This is a genomic window from Aeromonas sp. 25-248 (assembly GCF_053005425.1).
The window spans coordinates 71,224-86,318 of record NZ_JBRKTB010000007.1; the positions used below are offsets into that span (position 1 = coordinate 71,224).

Consider the following 15,095-nt stretch of genomic DNA (forward strand, 5'->3'; position numbering starts at 1 on the left):
CCCGGGGGAGGCGAGGCCTCTCCCCGTCATATCGCAAGCAAGGGGCCGAAGGCCCGCCTCGCGGCGGCGCCCGCGACCCGGAAGGCACCGAGTAAAGGTGAGGCCCGCTCCCGCAATGGAGAGGGGCGTCACCTGCAATCAACTGGCGACGATGTTCGCCCCATGGAAAGGCATCGAGCAGGCAAGAGAGTGCCAGCCCCGTGAATGGCAGTGATCGGGCAGGCCACCCGTGCCCTCATGAATGGCGACAAGATTCGCCGAATCGAAGGAACCGAGGAGCAAGCAATGCAGCACACCACCCGTGAGTGGCAGCAACTGGAAGCCAGCCATCATCTGCATCCGTTTACCGATTTTCAGGCCCTGAACAAGAAGGGCAGTCGCATCATCACCAAGGCCGAAGGCGTCTATCTGGAAGACTCCGAAGGTAAGCGCATTCTGGACGGGATGGCGGGTCTGTGGTGCGTCAACATGGGCTATGGCCGTCAGGAGCTGGTGGATGCCGCCACTCGCCAGATGCAGCAGTTGCCCTACTACAACCTTTTCTTCCAGACCAGCCACCCCCCTGCTGCCGAGCTGGCCACCCTGCTGGCCGAGATCACCCCTTCCCACCTCAACCACGTCTTCTTCACCGGCTCGGGTTCCGAGTGCAACGACACCGTGCTGCGCATGGTGCGCCACTACTGGGCCAGCAAGGGACAACCTGACAAGCAGGTGATCATCAGCCGCCACAATGCCTATCACGGCTCCACCGTGGCGGGGGCCAGTCTGGGCGGCATGAAGGGGATGCACGCCCAGGGCGGCTTACCCATTCCGGGCATAGTCCACATCGACCAGCCCTATCACTTCGGTGAGGGAGAGGGCATGAGCGCCCACGAGTTCGGTCTGGCCCGGGCCCGCCAGCTGGAAGAGAAGATCCTGGCACTGGGGGTGGACAAGGTAGCCGCCTTCATCGGTGAGCCTATCCAGGGTGCGGGGGGGGTCATCATTCCCCCCGAGAGCTACTGGCCGGAGATCCAGCGCATCTGCGACCAGTACGGCATCCTGCTCATCGCCGACGAGGTGATCTGCGGCTTTGGCCGCACCGGCCACTGGTTTGCCAGTGAAGGTTTTGGCATCAAACCTGACCTCATGTGCCTGGCCAAGGGCATTACCTCCGGCTATCTGCCGATGGGCGCCGTGATGGTGGGGGACAGGGTTGCCAGGGTGCTGGTGGAAGAGGGGGGCGAGTTCAACCATGGCTTCACCTATTCCGGCCATCCGGTCGCCTGCGCCGTGGCCATTGCCAACATCCAGCTTATGCAAAGGGAGAGCATAGTTAAGCGAGTTCATGATAGTATCGGCCCCTATTTGCAGCGCCGCTGGGCTGAGCTGGCGGACCATCCGCTGGTGGGGGAAATCCGTGGAAAAGGCCTGGTCGCCGCGCTGGAAATAGTGCAGGACAAGCAGACGAAACGTCGCTTCCCGGCCGAGCTCCATGCCGGGATGACCTGTCGGGAGTTCTGTTTTAACAATGGCTTGGTGATGAGGGCTGTCGGCGATACCATGATCATATCGCCCCCCTTGGTGATCACCGAGGAACAGGTGGATGAATTGGTCAAACTGGCCAGGCTCAGTCTGGACCTGACGGCTGCAAAGCTGCGGGAATAGGCGGGAACCGGGCAGGTTGGCTTACGCATACAATTTGCTTAGGAGACAAGGACTATGTCTTTTAAAAAGGGAATGATGGCTGCTTCCGTGGCGCTGGTCATGATGAGTACCGGGGCGATGGCCGACGAGAAGGTGCTGCACGTCTACAACTGGAGCGACTATATCGCGCCGGATACGCTGGAAAACTTCCAGAAGGAGACGGGCATCAAGGTGGTCTACGACGTGTTCGACAGCAACGAAGTGTTGGAAGCCAAGTTGCTGGCAGGCAAGTCGGGCTATGACATCGTCGTACCGTCCAACCCCTTCCTGGCCAAGCAGATCAAGGCAGGTGTCTTCCAGAAACTGGACAAGTCCAAACTCTCCAACTGGCAGAACCTGGACGTCGACCTGCTCAAGGCGCTCGAACCGAGCGATCCGGGCAACCAGTACTCCATCCCTTACCTGTGGGGCACCATCGGCTATGCCTACAACGCCGAGAAGGTGAAGGCCGTGCTGGGGGCCGATGCGCCGGTCAACTCCTGGGATCTGGTGTTCAAGCCGGAGAACATGGCCAAGCTGAAGGAGTGCGGTGTCTCCTTCCTCGACTCGCCGACCGAAATGCTACCGGCCGCCCTGCAATACCTGGGCTTCAAGCCGGACAGCCAGAAGCCGGATGAACTGAAGAAGGCAGAGGAGCTGTTCCTCTCCATCCGTCCCTATACCGCCTATTTCCACTCCTCCAAGTACATTTCGGATCTGGCCAACGGCAACCTGTGCGTGGCAGTGGGTTACTCCGGTGACCTGCAGCAGTCCAAGGCGCGTGCCGCCGAGGCCAAGAACGGTGTCAGCCTGACTTACACCATTCCGAAAGAGGGGGCAGGCAGCTTCTTCGACATGATCGCCATCCCGGCGGATGCCAAGAACGTCGAGGCGGCCCACACCTTCATCAATTACCTGATGAAGCCGGACGTGATCGCGAACATCACCAACGTGGTGCAGTTCCCGAACGGCAACAAGGCGGCCACGCCGCTGGTGGACGAGGCGATCCGTACCGACCCGGGTATCTACCCGACGCCGGATACCCTCAAGAAGATCTACACCTTCCCGGATCTGCCGGCCAAGGTGCAGCGTCTGATGACCCGCAGCTGGACCAAGATCAAGTCAGGCAAGTAAGAGTGACGAGTACCCCTCCCGGTCCGCAGTTCGGCCGGGAGGGTGGTGACCACCCGACAGGTTGGACGGCGCGTATGGATGCGCGACTGGCAAAATCACACAAATGAGGACTGATAAGTGCACATGACCAAGATGGCAACGCTGGCCCTGACCCTGGGGTTTGCAAATCTGACCCAGGCAGCCCCTGTGGTTCATTTTTACAACTGGTCCGATTATATCGGCGAGACCACCCTCAGTGACTTTCAGCAGAAGACCGGGATCAAGACCGTCTACGACGTGTTTGACTCCAACGAGACGCTGGAAGGCAAGCTGCTGACCGGACGCACCGGCTACGATCTGGTCGTGCCCTCCAACAATTTCCTGGCCAAGCAGATCAAGGCGGGGGCTTTCCAGAAGCTGGACCTCACCCTGCTGCCAAACCTGAGCAACCTGGACCCCTTGCTGCTCAAGCAGCTCGAGAAGGTGGATCCGGGCCATCAGTACGCCGTGCCCTACCTCTGGGGCACCAACGGTATCGGTTACAACGTCGAGAAAATCAAGGAAGTGCTGGGTGTCGACAAGATTGACTCCTGGGCGACCATTTTCGAGCCGGAAAACATGAAGAAGCTCTCCCAGTGCGGCGTAGCCTTCCTCGATTCGGCGGACGAGATGATCCCGGCTGCCCTCAACTACCTGGGGCTCAACCCCAACAGCCATGAGCCGGCGGACATCAAGCGGGCCGAAGAGCAGCTGCTCAAGGTGCGCCCCTATGTGGCCTACTTCCACTCCTCCAAATACATCGGTGACCTCGCCAACGGCAACATCTGCGTGGCGGCGGGTTTCTCCGGCGACATCCTGCAGGCGGCATCCCGGGCCGAGGAGGCGGGCAAGGGGATCAAGATTGCCTACAGCATCCCCAAGGAGGGTGGCAATCTCTGGTTCGACATGATGGCGATCCCGGCCGATGCCACCAACGTGAAAGAGGCTCACGCCCTGATCAACTACATTCTCGAACCGCAGGTCATCGCCAAGGTGAGCGACTATGTGGGTTACGCGAACCCGAACATCAAGGCGGGAGAGTTCATGGACAAGGCCGTTCGCGAGGACGAGTCTGTCTATCCCCCCCAGGCGGTGCTTGAGCGTCTGTATGTGCAGGAAGCACATCCCCGCTCGGTGCAGCGCCTGATCACCCGGAGTTGGACCAAGATCAAATCCGGAACCTAACCTTGGCGCCCATCCCGGGGCGCCAGATTGTATTGATGGATCGGCCCAGGCCGGAATCACCTTTGGGAGTTTGGTAATGGCGATAGCCTCCAGTGCCTACAAGAAAGCCCTCGAGGGCAGCCAGCAGCGTAAAGAAGTGCTGGTCAAAATAGACAGGGTAAGCAAGCAGTTCGACGAAACGCTGGCGGTCGACAACGTGTCTCTCAACATCCACAAGGGCGAGATCTTCGCCCTGCTGGGTGGGTCCGGCTCCGGCAAGTCCACCTTGTTGCGGATGCTGGCCGGGTTCGAGCGACCCACGGAAGGACGGCTGTTCCTCGACGGCGTCGACATTACCGACATGCCGCCCTATGAACGCCCCATCAACATGATGTTCCAGTCCTACGCCCTGTTCCCCCACATGACGGTGGCCCAGAACATCGCCTTCGGCCTCAAGCAGGATGGCCTGCCCAAGGCGGAGATTGATGCCCGGGTGGAAGAGATGCTCAAGCTGGTGCAGATGACCCAGTACGCCCGCCGCAAGCCGCACCAGCTCTCCGGTGGTCAGCGTCAGCGGGTGGCCCTGGCCCGTTCCCTAGCCAAGCGTCCGAAACTGCTGCTGCTGGACGAGCCCATGGGGGCGCTCGACAAGAAGCTGCGCTCCACCATGCAGCTCGAGCTGGTCGAGATCATCGAGCGGGTCGGCGTGACCTGCGTCATGGTGACCCACGATCAGGAAGAAGCCATGACCATGGCCGAGCGGATCGCCATCATGCACCTCGGTTGCATCGAGCAGATCGGCAGCCCGATGGACATCTACGAAACCCCGGCCAGCCGGCTGGTGTGCGAGTTCATCGGCAACGTCAACCTGTTTGACGGCCTGCTGGTGGAGGATGAGCAGGACCACGCCATCATCGCCTGTGCGGATCTGGAGCAGCCCATCTATGTGGGTCACGGCATCAGCTCCCGGGCGGAGAACAAGAAGGTCACCTATGCCCTGCGTCCGGAAAAACTGCTGATGAGCCTGCAAAAGCCGGAAGAGATCGAGCATCCGGACTTCAACTGGACCAAGGGCGAGGTTTATGACATCGCCTATCTGGGCGGCCATTCCGTGTATCACATCCAGTTGCCCTCGGGCAAAATCGTTCAGGCTTTCATCGCCAATGCCGAACGCCACGGCAAACGGCCGACCTGGGATGACCAGGTGTTCCTCTACTGGGAAGATGACAGCGGCGTGGTGCTGCAATCATGAAGGCATTGAGACGACTCAAACAGGTGGGAGGGCGGCAGTTGGTCATCGGCATCCCCTTCTTCTGGCTGTTCCTCTTCTTCCTGCTGCCCTTCATCATCGTCGTGAAGATCAGCTTCGCCGAAGCGGACGTGGCCATCCCCCCCTATACGGACGTGGTGAGCTGGGCAGACAATCAGCTCACCATACTGCTCAACCTGGGCAACTACCTGCTGCTGCAGGAGGATGAGCTCTACATCGCGGCTTATCTGGGGTCCCTCAAGATAGCCCTGGTCAGTACCCTGCTCTGCCTGTTGATCGGTTATCCCATGGCTTACGCCATTTCGCGGGCCAACAAGGAGACCCAGACCGTTCTGCTGCTGCTCATCATGATGCCGACCTGGACGGCGATCCTGATCCGGGTATACGCCTGGATGGGGATCCTCAGCAACAACGGCCTGCTCAACAGCGTCCTGCTGGGCATCGGGGTGATCGACGAACCGCTGCAGATCCTCAATACCAACCTGGCGGTCTATATCGGCATCGTATACTCCTACCTGCCGTTCATGGTGCTGCCGCTCTATGCCAACCTGGTCAAGCACGACCAGAGCCTGCTGGAGGCAGCCTCCGATCTGGGTGCCCGCAACCTGACCCGGTTCTGGCAGATCACGGTGCCACTCTCCAAGAACGGCATCATCGCCGGTTGCATGCTGGTCTTCATCCCGGTGGTGGGCGAGTTCGTCATCCCCGAGATGCTGGGTGGTCCGGAGACCCTGATGATCGGCAAGGTGTTGTGGCAGGAGTTCTTCAACAACCGTGACTGGCCGGTGGCCTCCGCCCTGGCGGTGGTGATGCTGGCGGTGCTGATCATTCCCATCATCCTGTTCAACCGCAACCAGGCCAAAGAGCTGGAGGGCAAGGCATGAGACGTTTCGGTTTTGCCAAGCTGATGCTGTGGCTGGGTCTGCTGTTCATCTACCTGCCCATGATCATCATGGTCATCTACTCCTTCAACGCCTCCAAGCTGGTGACGGTGTGGGGAGGCTGGTCGCTCAAGTGGTACTTCGGCCTGCTCGACAACAAACAGTTGATCGGGTCCGTGTTCCGCTCCCTGGAGATCGCCTTCTACACCGCCATCGCGGCGGTGGCGCTGGGGACGGTGGCGGCCTTCGTGCTGACCCGGATCCCTCACTTCCGTGGCCGGACCCTGTTCGGCGGCATGGTGACGGCGCCGCTGGTGATGCCCGAGGTGATCACCGGTCTTTCCCTGCTGCTGCTGTTCGTGGCCATGGCCCAGCTGGTGGGTTGGCCCGCAGAGCGGGGCATGCTGACCATCTGGATAGCACATACCACCTTCTGTACCGCCTATGTGGCGATCGTGGTGTCGGCGCGGCTGCGGGAGCTGGATCTCTCCATCGAGGAGGCGGCCATGGACCTGGGAGCCAAGCCCTGGAAGGTGTTCTTCCTGATCACCATCCCGATGATCGCCCCGTCGCTGGCGGCGGGTGGCATGATGTCGTTTGCCCTGTCGCTGGATGATCTGGTGCTGGCGAGCTTCGTCTCCGGCCCGGGCTCGACCACCCTGCCGATGGAAGTGTTCTCGGCGGTGCGCCTCGGCGTGAAGCCCGAGATCAACGCCATCGCGAGTCTGATCCTGCTGTCGGTATCTCTGTTCACCTTCGGTAGCTGGTATCTGATGGCCCGGGCGGAGAAACGCCGTCGCGCCGAGATCGCCATGACCACCCAGATGCAGGCAGTTGCCTGACCTGCCCCGTGATAAGATCCGCATTCCCCCATCCGTCAGGAGAATGGAATGCGGATCTCCCTCTTCATCGGCCAGAGCGCCGAACTGAACCCAGAGCAGGCCCCCGGCCTCATCAGTGCCATCCACAAGCAGCCTGCCGACGCCCCTCTGTGGTGCGATTTCCTCGGCCTTCGCGGGGATGAGCAGAGCGACAGACGCCATCATGGCGGCCCGGATCGAGCCCTGCACCATTACCCTGCGGAGCACTACGCCTGGTGGAAAACCTGGCAAACCGCGCTGGGACTGCCTGTACCACGCACACCCTGGCAGCCTGCCGCCTTTGGCGAGAATCTCTCTGGTTCGGGGCTGACGGAGGCGCAGGCCTGCATCGGCGATGTCTATCGACTTGGGGAGGCGCTGATCCAGATAAGCCAGCCCAGATCCCCCTGTTTCAAGCTCAACCAGCGCTTTGGCTATGGCCAGCTCTCCCAGGTGATGCAGCTGAGTGGCCGCTGTGGCTGGCTGCTGCGGGTGCTGGAAGAGGGAAGGGTGGATCCGCAGGGGGAGCTGACACTGGTGGACAGACCCTACCCTGAGCTGACGGTGAAGCGCACCGCCGACATCCTGTTCAACCAGGCCCGCAACGAGGAAGAGCTGCAACTGCTGCTGGAGAACCCGGCGCTCTCTCCCAACTGGCGCCAGCATGCGGCCCATTGGCTGGAACATGGAGTGGTGGCGGATTGGAGCCGGCGTTTGCTGGGGCCGACCGAGTTCAGGTTGCCTCGACAGGACTGAAGGCAGGCGGAAAGATGCCTTGTGGCGATTTTTGCTGCGACTCGCTGAATTATTGAGCGTAAAGCCATTTTTTTAGAGTGAATGCAAAAAAAGGCTTGTGTCGGGTCGGGGCTTTCGGTAAATTCTCGCCCCGCAGACATCGGTGTGTAGCGCAGCTTGGTAGCGCACTTCGTTCGGGACGAAGGGGTCGGAGGTTCGAATCCTCTCACACCGACCACATTTGAAAAGGCCGCTCAATGAGCGGCCTTTTCGCATTTGGTCTGTTGAAGCAAAGCTGACATTTCCATTGCCGATTGCTGCTCCTGCTCCGATCCCCCTCATTTGCCCAACTAAAAGGGCCACCGCTCGGTGGCCCCACTGGTGGAGTCTGATCCTGACTCCGGCACTCTAGATTGTGACAATCTCGTTGTGGGTCTTGTCGATGGTGCCCTCCTTGCGCCCCAGGCGCTCATTCAGATATGCCAGTGTTGATGCCGCAATGCCTTGAAACCGTGTTGGGTTTGCAGGGCCGCATGCTTGGGGTACTCACTAATGAAATGTGCTATTCCCTCCATCAGTTGTGAACGCAGCGAAGACACGGGCTCATGCCAGGCTTGCAGGCAGAGATGACCAGGGATCAGCTGCTCTCGATACGCTTCCAGCAGTGATTCCGGCCAGGGCTCGATATGGGAATCGTGACGCAGTAAATAGTGGGCGGCGGGTTCACGGGCATAGATGAACTGAACTTGGGCCAGGTCGCGTTGGCTTAGCGTTTGGCTGCCGATATGGCAAGTCAGATATTTCCCCGTCTTCAGATTCAGGAAGTGACCGCGTTGCCGACAGGCAATGATGCGATACCAGGGCAGGGGTGAACAGAGAGAATACCCCTCCAGCTCCTGCTCCAACCAGTGACGGCACTCTGGGGTCTGCACTTCTTCACGCATGGCCTCAAGTCGTGTCAGCAAGGCTCTGGATGGTTGGGTAGCCAGTATCGCGCTCATCGTCTGCAATCCTCCCTCTGCACAGAATCCCGACTTTCAGTATGGACCCTGAGCGGAGGAGGGGGTAAGAATTCTAATGATTAAAATCAGCTTAGAAGCGCACTTTTTATGCAATAAAAACCATTAGCCGACGAGGTAGGTGCCCGTGCCGAAGGCGATGTGGGTGCCCTCTTCGTTGTGCAGCTCCATGCGGGCGACTGCGACCTTGCTGCCTGCCCGGATGATGTGGGCGGTGGCGATGAACTCGTTGCCGCGACCGGGACGAAGATAGTCCACCCGCAGATCGATGGTGCCAAGTCGCGAGAAGCGCTCCTTGATATAGCTGGGGGAGAAGTCCTCCAACTCGTCGATGCAGGAGGCTGCGACTATCATGCCGCCCGCCACGTCGAGCAGGCTGGCGGTGACCCCGCCGTGCAGTATGTTGTGAAAAGGGTTGCCGATGAGCTTCTCCTCCATCTTGATGCGCAGCTCCACTTTATCGAAGTCGTAGTGGGTGACTTGCATGCCGATCAGTTTGTTGAAGGGCATCTTTTCGGCGAACAGGTTGGCTATGCCACTGAGCGCCATCTTCTTGAGCATCTGTTTCATTCCTTGAGTCCGCCCTGTCATCAAAGCCGAGTAAAAACTCCAGCCAGTCTGCAACACTTCTTTAACACTCGCAATGGCAGGTTTATTGTGGGCGGCGGCTGCTTTAGAATGGCGACCCCAAAGGAGAGCCCATGACCGTCATTGCCGAAACCCTGCCTGACCCTCAGCCAGAGAATCCCCTTGCCTTGTTGCAGGCGGTGTTTGGCTATCAGCAGTTTCGGCCGGGCCAGCTCGAGATCATCGAGCAGATAGTGGCGGGGCGCGATGCCCTGGTGCTCAAACCCACCGGCGGCGGCAAGTCGCTTTGCTACCAGATCCCGGCGCTGCTGCGACCCGGGCTCGGGGTGGTGGTCTCCCCCCTCATCTCGCTGATGAAGGATCAGGTCGACACCCTGCGTGCCAACGGCGTGGCGGCGGTCTACATCAACTCGGCCCTGAGCCGGGAGGAGATGATCCAGAACTTTGCCGCCATGCGCCGAGGCGAGATCAAGCTGGTTTATGTTTCCCCCGAGCGTTTGCTGCAGCACGAGTTCATGGACCGGTTGGCGGAGCTGCCGCTCGGCCTGTTCGCCATCGACGAGGCGCACTGCGTCTCCCAGTGGGGGCACGATTTTCGGCCGGAATATGCGGCGCTGGGACGGCTCAAGCAGTGGTTCCCCCAGGTGCCCGTGGTGGCGCTCACCGCCACCGCCGACGAGGCGACCCGCAGCGACATGCTGCACCGGCTGGAACTGAACGATCCCTTCATCCACACCGCCAGCTTCGATCGGCCCAATATCCGCTACAGCCTGGTGGAAAAGTTCAAGGCGGCCGAGCAGCTGCTGCGCTACGTGCAGAGCCAGAAGGGCAACTGCGGTATCGTCTACTGCTCCAGCCGCAACCGGGTGGAGGAGGTGGCCGAGCGGCTCTCCCGCCACGGCTGCAAGGCGGCACCCTATCATGCAGGGCTGCCGCTGGAGCTGCGCCAGCAGACCCAGGAAGCCTTCCTCAAGGATGACATCGAGATCGTGGTGGCGACGGTGGCGTTTGGCATGGGCATCGACAAGCCCAACGTGCGCTTCGTGGTGCACTACGACATCCCGAAGAACATCGAATCCTACTATCAGGAAACCGGCCGCGCCGGGCGTGACGGCACTCCCGCTGAGGCGCTGCTGCTCTACGATCCCGCCGACATCGGTAGGGTGCGCCGGCTGCTCGACAACATCGAAAACCCCCAGCAGTTGCAGGTGGAGCAGTACAAGCTCAACGTGATGGCGGCCTTCGCCGAGGCGCAGACCTGCCGCCGTCAGGTGCTGCTCAACTACTTCGGCGAGTACAACGACAAGCCGTGCGGCAACTGCGACATCTGCCTCGATCCGCCCCAGAGTTATGACGGCACCGAAGACGCCCAGAAGGCGCTCTCCTGTGTCTGGCGGGTGGGACAGAATTTCGGGGTGGGTTATGTGGTGGAGGTGCTGCGCGGATCGCTGAACCAGCGCATCAAGGATCACGGTCACGACAAGCTGTCGACCTACGGCATCGGCAAGGATCAGAGCCACGAATACTGGATGAGCGTCATCCGCCAGCTGATCCACAAGGGGTTGCTGACCCAGAACATCACCCGCAATCTGGTGTTGCAGCTGACCGAAGCGGCCCGACCCGTGCTGCGTGGCGAGATGAAGCTGGAACTGGCAGTCCCCCGCCTGCAGCCCATCTCCAGCCGCAAGGAGAAGCGCAACGGGCTGCTCGACAACGCCAACTACGACAAGCGGCTGTTCAAGGAGCTGCGCGCCCTGCGCAAGCAGATCGCCGAGGATGAAGAGGTGCCGCCCTATGTGGTGTTCAACGACGCCACCCTGGTGGAGATGGCACAGCTCATGCCGATGACCGAGGAGGAAATGCTGGCGGTCAACGGTGTCGGTCACCGCAAGCTGGAGCGCTTCGGTGAGGCCTTTATGGACCTGATCATCGACTACTGCCGCCGGTAGGCTGGCACAACAAACAGTGGAAAGGCGCCCGTTGGTCGGCGCCATGCATTATTTGAGGCTGGCGTAATAGGCCGCCAGATTCTCCATGTCCGCCTCGGTCAGCATCGCCATGAAGGGAACCATCAGCGGCTCGGTACGGGAACCCCCCTTGAACGCCTTCATCTGCTTGAGCAAATAGGCCTGGTTCTGGCCCGCGAGGTGGGGGTAGTTCGGGACGCTCGCCTTGCCATCCGCGCCATGACAGGCGGCACAGACCACGGATTTGGCCTTGCCTGCGTCTATGTCGGCCGCCTTGGCCTGATGGCCCCAGGCAAGCGCCAGCAGGGGCAGGGTATAGACCCACTTTTGCATCGTCTTCTCCTTGAAATGAATAATCGTGATCGCCTGTTAGCCTCGACGAGCCGACGGCGGTATAAAGAGTGACACGAGCATACGCAGGGACAACCCCCATCACCATGAAGTTGATCAACACTTTTGCCACCGAACTCCCCTGGGCTTGCGAGCCTGTTGCCCCGCAGCCGCTGCATGGCCCCAGATTGCTGCATCTGAACCGTGCGCTGCTTGGGGAGCTGGGGCTCGGGGAGGTGAGCGAGGCGCAGTGGCTCGCCTGTTGCGGCCAGGGGCAGCCCCTGCCGGGCATGCAGCCGGTGGCCCAGGTCTATGCGGGCCACCAGTTCGGTGGTTACAGCCCGCGCCTCGGGGATGGCCGCGCCCTGCTGCTGGGGGAGCAGCTGGCGCCGGATGGCAGCCGCTGGGACCTGCACCTGAAAGGGGCAGGCAAGACGCCATTCTCCCGCTTCGGCGACGGCCGTGCCGTGCTGCGCTCCAGCATTCGCGAGTACCTGGCTTCCGAGGCGCTGCATGCCCTCGGCATTCCCACCACCCGGGCTCTGGTGCTGCTGGGCAGTGACGAGCCTGTCTACCGGGAGCTGGTGGAGAGCGGGGCGACCGTGCTGCGCACCGCGCCGAGCCATCTGCGCTTCGGTCACTTCGAGTATTTCGCCTGGAGCGGGCAGGGGGAGAAGATCCCCGCCCTCATCGACTATGCGCGGCGTTACCACTTCCCCGAGCTGACCGATGGCGCCGAGCTGTTTGCCGAAGTAGTGCGCCGCACCGCGCGGCTCATCGCCAAGTGGCAGGCGGCGGGGTTCTGTCACGGGGTGATGAACACCGATAACATGTCCCTGCTCGGGCTGACCCTGGATTACGGCCCCTACGGTTTCATCGACGCCTATGTGCCGGACTTCGTCTGCAACCACTCGGATCCGGACGGTCGCTATGCGCTGGATCAGCAGCCTGCGGTCGGATACTGGAACCTGCAGAAGCTGGCCCAAGCGCTGGCCGGCCATGTGGATGGCGACGCGCTCGCGTCGGCCCTGGCCCAGTACGAGCACCAGCTGATGTTGCACTACTCCGAGCTGATGCGCGCCAAGCTGGGGCTGGCGGTGTGGGAAGAGGAGGATCCGGCGCTGTTCCGCGAGTTGTTCCGGCTGCTGGCGGCGCACAAGGTGGATTACCACCTCTTCCTGCGACGTCTCGGTGAGGTGACGCGAGAGGGAGCGTGGCCCGCCCGCCTGCTGGCCCTGCTGCCCGATCCTGCCGTCTGGCAGGGGTGGTTTGAGGCCTATCGGGCGCGCCTCGCCCGGGAAGGGAGCGTGGATGGCGTGCGCAAGGGGCAGATGGACGCTGTCAATCCCAAGTATGTGCTCCGCAACGCCCTGGCCCAGCAGGTGATCGAGGCGGCAGAACAGGGCGACATGGCGCCGTTCGAGCGGCTGTTTGCGGCCCTGCAGCACCCCTATGATGAGCAACCGGAATACGAGGATCTCGCCACTCCGCATCCGGGTTGGTATTGCGGGGGCGAGCTCTCGTGCAGCAGTTGAGGAGCAACGGATGAACTGGCGTATCACGCAGACAGACAGGGAAGCCGGGGTGGTGATGCTGACCTGCCCGGGCCTTGACTGGGACAGCTTCCCGACTCTGGTCGAGGCCCTGTTGCAGGAGTGGGAGCTGGCGGCTCTCGAGCGGGAGTGGGGGGCGGATCGCCACAGCTGGCTGCTGGAGTTTGAAGGCAGCCGCTTTCGGCTCGAGTACGAACATTACAGCGGCTGCTGGCTGGCGGCGGTACAGCCGGACGACGCGGAGGCGCTGCTCTGGCTGGCTCGGCAGTCCCGGGAGTGAGCTTGGCGTGCGATGCGAGTCAATCCCTTGAGATAACCGCATAAAGATTGAACTATCAATTTGGGGGCGTATAATCTCGCCCCTTGATTATCGCCATGGTGGCGATATGGGTTCCCTAACCCCATTAACCAAAAAGGTCACAATATGAACCTGACTCCGGCTCAGTACCAGACGGCACTGATGCGTCTCTCATTGTTCCACATCCTGATCATTGCCAGCAGCAACTACCTGGTGCAGCTGCCGATCACCATCTTTGGCTTCCACACCACCTGGGGTGCCTTCAGCTTCCCGTTCATTTTCCTGGCCACCGATCTGACGGTGCGGATCTTCGGCGCAGGCCTGGCGCGCAAGATCATCCAGACCGTGATGCTGCCGGCATTGACCGTGTCCTACGTGCTCTCGGTGCTCTTCTTCGAAGGGAGCTTCCAGGGGGTGGGCAATCTGGCAGAGTTCAATCTCTTTGTTGCCCGGATCGCGTTAGCCAGCTTTATGGCCTATCTGGTGGGCCAGTTCATGGATGTGGTGGTGTTCAACCGCCTGCGCCTGCTGAAAGCCTGGTGGGTGGCACCGGCGGCCTCCACCCTGTTCGGCAATCTGGTGGATACCATCGCCTTCTTCAGCATCGCCTTCTGGCGCAGCACAGATCCCTTCATGGCCGAGCACTGGGTCGAGATCGCGACCGTAGATTACGTATTCAAGTTGCTGATAAGTCTGGGGTTGTTTGTGCCGCTTTACGGTGTGCTGCTGCGCTATCTCAGCCGCAAGCTGGTGGGGGAGGCCGGATTGGCTGGCCTGCAAGCTGCTACGCGACAAGCCTGACGAGATTGACCACCCCCAGGGGTGGTCAATTTTTTTGCGATCTTCGCAAATAAGGCTTGCACAGTTAAATGAGAATGATTATTGTTACCTTGTTTTCCGGGAAAGACTTCATTCGTTCCAACGTGATGGACTTCTTGTGAAGGCACGACATTGCTCACATTGCTTCCAGTTAAGGGGCCAGTAGTTTACTGGCCCTCTTTTTTGCGTCTTTTCCGCCATCAGCGGGCATAAAAAATGGGAGCCAGGGCTCCCATTTTCACTCAGCGCTGTTTACTCGATGTCGAGGGCATCGGGGGAGAGGATCACCCCTGTGGTATCGGCATAGAGGTGGTCATCCGGCAGGAAGGTGACGCCGCCGAAGTTGACCGGCAGATCGGTTTCCCCGATATCCTTGCTGTCGGCGCCCACCGGAATGGCCGCCAGGGCCTGAATGCCGATGTCGAGATCTTCCAGGATATCGACCTCACGGACGCAACCGTAGCAGACGATCCCTTCCCACTCATTTTCCGCCGCCGTGGTGGCGATCTCGCTATCGATCAGGGCACGCCGCATGGAGCCGCCACCGTCGATCAACAGCACGCGACCAACGCCGTTCTCTTTGACGAGTTCACGGATTAGGCCGTTTGATTCGAAGCATTTGACTGTGGTGATGACGCCGCCGAAAGAGGCGCGGCCGCCGAAGGAGCAGAGCATGGGTTCGAGTACATCCACCATGTCCTGATAGATGTCGCACAGTTCTGAAGTGTTGTATTCCATTGTGTCAGATCCACCGCTGGAAACAGGTGGATCCAGTATAAGGAGTGGGGTTGGCA

15 protein-coding genes and 1 tRNA gene are annotated in these 15,095 nt (G+C 60.7%); 12 read left to right on the top strand and 4 right to left on the bottom strand.

Features of this window, described 5'->3' with window-relative positions; genetic code table 11:
• Positions 1 to 285: 285 nt before the first annotated feature.
• The 8 genes from ACVDHI_RS12015 (at position 286) to ACVDHI_RS12050 (ending at position 7,965) form a co-directional block, all read left to right on the top strand.
• Positions 286 to 1,647 (top strand): aspartate aminotransferase family protein, encoded by a 1,362-nt coding sequence (locus tag ACVDHI_RS12015; protein ID WP_447212120.1) that lies wholly within the window; start codon positions 286 to 288, stop codon positions 1,645 to 1,647.
• A gap of 54 nt (positions 1,648 to 1,701) precedes the next feature.
• The gene (locus tag ACVDHI_RS12020; protein WP_041214238.1) at positions 1,702 to 2,799 is read left to right on the top strand and encodes a polyamine ABC transporter substrate-binding protein; all 1,098 of its coding nucleotides are present in this window, start codon (positions 1,702 to 1,704) and stop codon (positions 2,797 to 2,799) included.
• A 123-nt stretch (positions 2,800 to 2,922) separates the two neighbouring features.
• Positions 2,923 to 4,002, top strand: coding sequence for a polyamine ABC transporter substrate-binding protein (locus ACVDHI_RS12025; protein ID WP_205760354.1), 1,080 nt, complete (start codon positions 2,923 to 2,925; stop codon positions 4,000 to 4,002).
• Between the two features lie 76 nt (positions 4,003 to 4,078).
• A complete protein-coding gene (gene potA / locus ACVDHI_RS12030) occupies positions 4,079 to 5,233 on the top strand; it encodes a polyamine ABC transporter ATP-binding protein (protein ID WP_010676056.1) in 1,155 nt (384 codons plus the stop codon).
• The gene (locus tag ACVDHI_RS12035) at positions 5,230 to 6,135 is read left to right on the top strand and encodes an ABC transporter permease subunit (protein ID WP_010676055.1); all 906 of its coding nucleotides are present in this window, start codon (positions 5,230 to 5,232) and stop codon (positions 6,133 to 6,135) included. Before potA ends, ACVDHI_RS12035 begins: the two co-directional genes overlap by 4 nt.
• Complete coding sequence (locus ACVDHI_RS12040) at positions 6,132 to 6,974, top strand: ABC transporter permease subunit (RefSeq protein ID WP_010676054.1); 843 nt, start codon at positions 6,132 to 6,134, stop codon at positions 6,972 to 6,974. The genes ACVDHI_RS12035 and ACVDHI_RS12040 overlap by 4 nt, the downstream gene beginning before the upstream one ends.
• A 48-nt stretch (positions 6,975 to 7,022) precedes the next feature.
• On the top strand, positions 7,023 to 7,748 hold the full coding sequence (locus ACVDHI_RS12045) for an MOSC domain-containing protein (RefSeq protein ID WP_104452120.1): 726 nt from the start codon (positions 7,023 to 7,025) through the stop codon (positions 7,746 to 7,748).
• Between the two features lie 140 nt (positions 7,749 to 7,888).
• A tRNA-Pro gene (locus ACVDHI_RS12050) sits at positions 7,889 to 7,965 on the top strand.
• Between the two features lie 235 nt (positions 7,966 to 8,200).
• On the opposite strand, the gene ACVDHI_RS12055 is transcribed toward ACVDHI_RS12050, so the two are convergent.
• Positions 8,201 to 8,728 (bottom strand): AbiTii domain-containing protein, encoded by a 528-nt coding sequence (locus tag ACVDHI_RS12055; RefSeq protein ID WP_010676052.1) that lies wholly within the window; start codon positions 8,726 to 8,728, stop codon positions 8,201 to 8,203.
• Positions 8,729 to 8,851: 123 nt separating this feature from the next.
• Positions 8,852 to 9,316: a thioesterase family protein gene (locus ACVDHI_RS12060; protein WP_042864757.1), complete on the bottom strand. Its 465-nt coding sequence runs from the start codon at positions 9,314 to 9,316 to the stop codon at positions 8,852 to 8,854.
• 131 nt (positions 9,317 to 9,447) lie between these two features.
• Here ACVDHI_RS12060 and recQ point away from each other — a divergent pair, with 131 nt between their 5' ends.
• Positions 9,448 to 11,283 carry an ATP-dependent DNA helicase RecQ gene (gene recQ / locus ACVDHI_RS12065; protein WP_039039660.1) on the top strand — a complete coding sequence of 612 codons (1,836 nt, stop codon included), beginning with the start codon at positions 9,448 to 9,450 and terminating at the stop codon, positions 11,281 to 11,283.
• 48 nt (positions 11,284 to 11,331) lie between these two features.
• Here recQ and ACVDHI_RS12070 read toward each other — a convergent pair whose 3' ends face one another.
• On the bottom strand, positions 11,332 to 11,634 hold the full coding sequence (locus ACVDHI_RS12070; protein ID WP_103260955.1) for a c-type cytochrome: 303 nt from the start codon (positions 11,632 to 11,634) through the stop codon (positions 11,332 to 11,334).
• 104 nt (positions 11,635 to 11,738) lie between these two features.
• Between ACVDHI_RS12070 and ACVDHI_RS12075 the strand changes: the two genes are divergently transcribed.
• The 3 genes from ACVDHI_RS12075 to ACVDHI_RS12085 all read left to right on the top strand — a co-directional run bounded on the left by ACVDHI_RS12075 (position 11,739) and on the right by ACVDHI_RS12085 (position 14,283).
• On the top strand, positions 11,739 to 13,166 hold the full coding sequence (locus ACVDHI_RS12075) for a protein adenylyltransferase SelO (protein WP_447212121.1): 1,428 nt from the start codon (positions 11,739 to 11,741) through the stop codon (positions 13,164 to 13,166).
• A gap of 10 nt (positions 13,167 to 13,176) precedes the next feature.
• Positions 13,177 to 13,464, top strand: a complete 288-nt coding sequence (locus ACVDHI_RS12080; RefSeq protein ID WP_447212122.1) for a DUF3630 family protein — start codon at positions 13,177 to 13,179, stop codon at positions 13,462 to 13,464.
• 144 nt (positions 13,465 to 13,608) lie between these two features.
• Entirely contained in the window at positions 13,609 to 14,283 is a 675-nt protein-coding gene (locus ACVDHI_RS12085; RefSeq protein WP_010676046.1) for a 7-cyano-7-deazaguanine/7-aminomethyl-7-deazaguanine transporter, read from the top strand.
• A gap of 270 nt (positions 14,284 to 14,553) precedes the next feature.
• Here ACVDHI_RS12085 and rraA read toward each other — a convergent pair whose 3' ends face one another.
• Complete coding sequence (gene rraA, locus ACVDHI_RS12090) at positions 14,554 to 15,039, bottom strand: ribonuclease E activity regulator RraA (RefSeq protein ID WP_010676045.1); 486 nt, start codon at positions 15,037 to 15,039, stop codon at positions 14,554 to 14,556.
• Positions 15,040 to 15,095 lie beyond the last annotated feature (56 nt).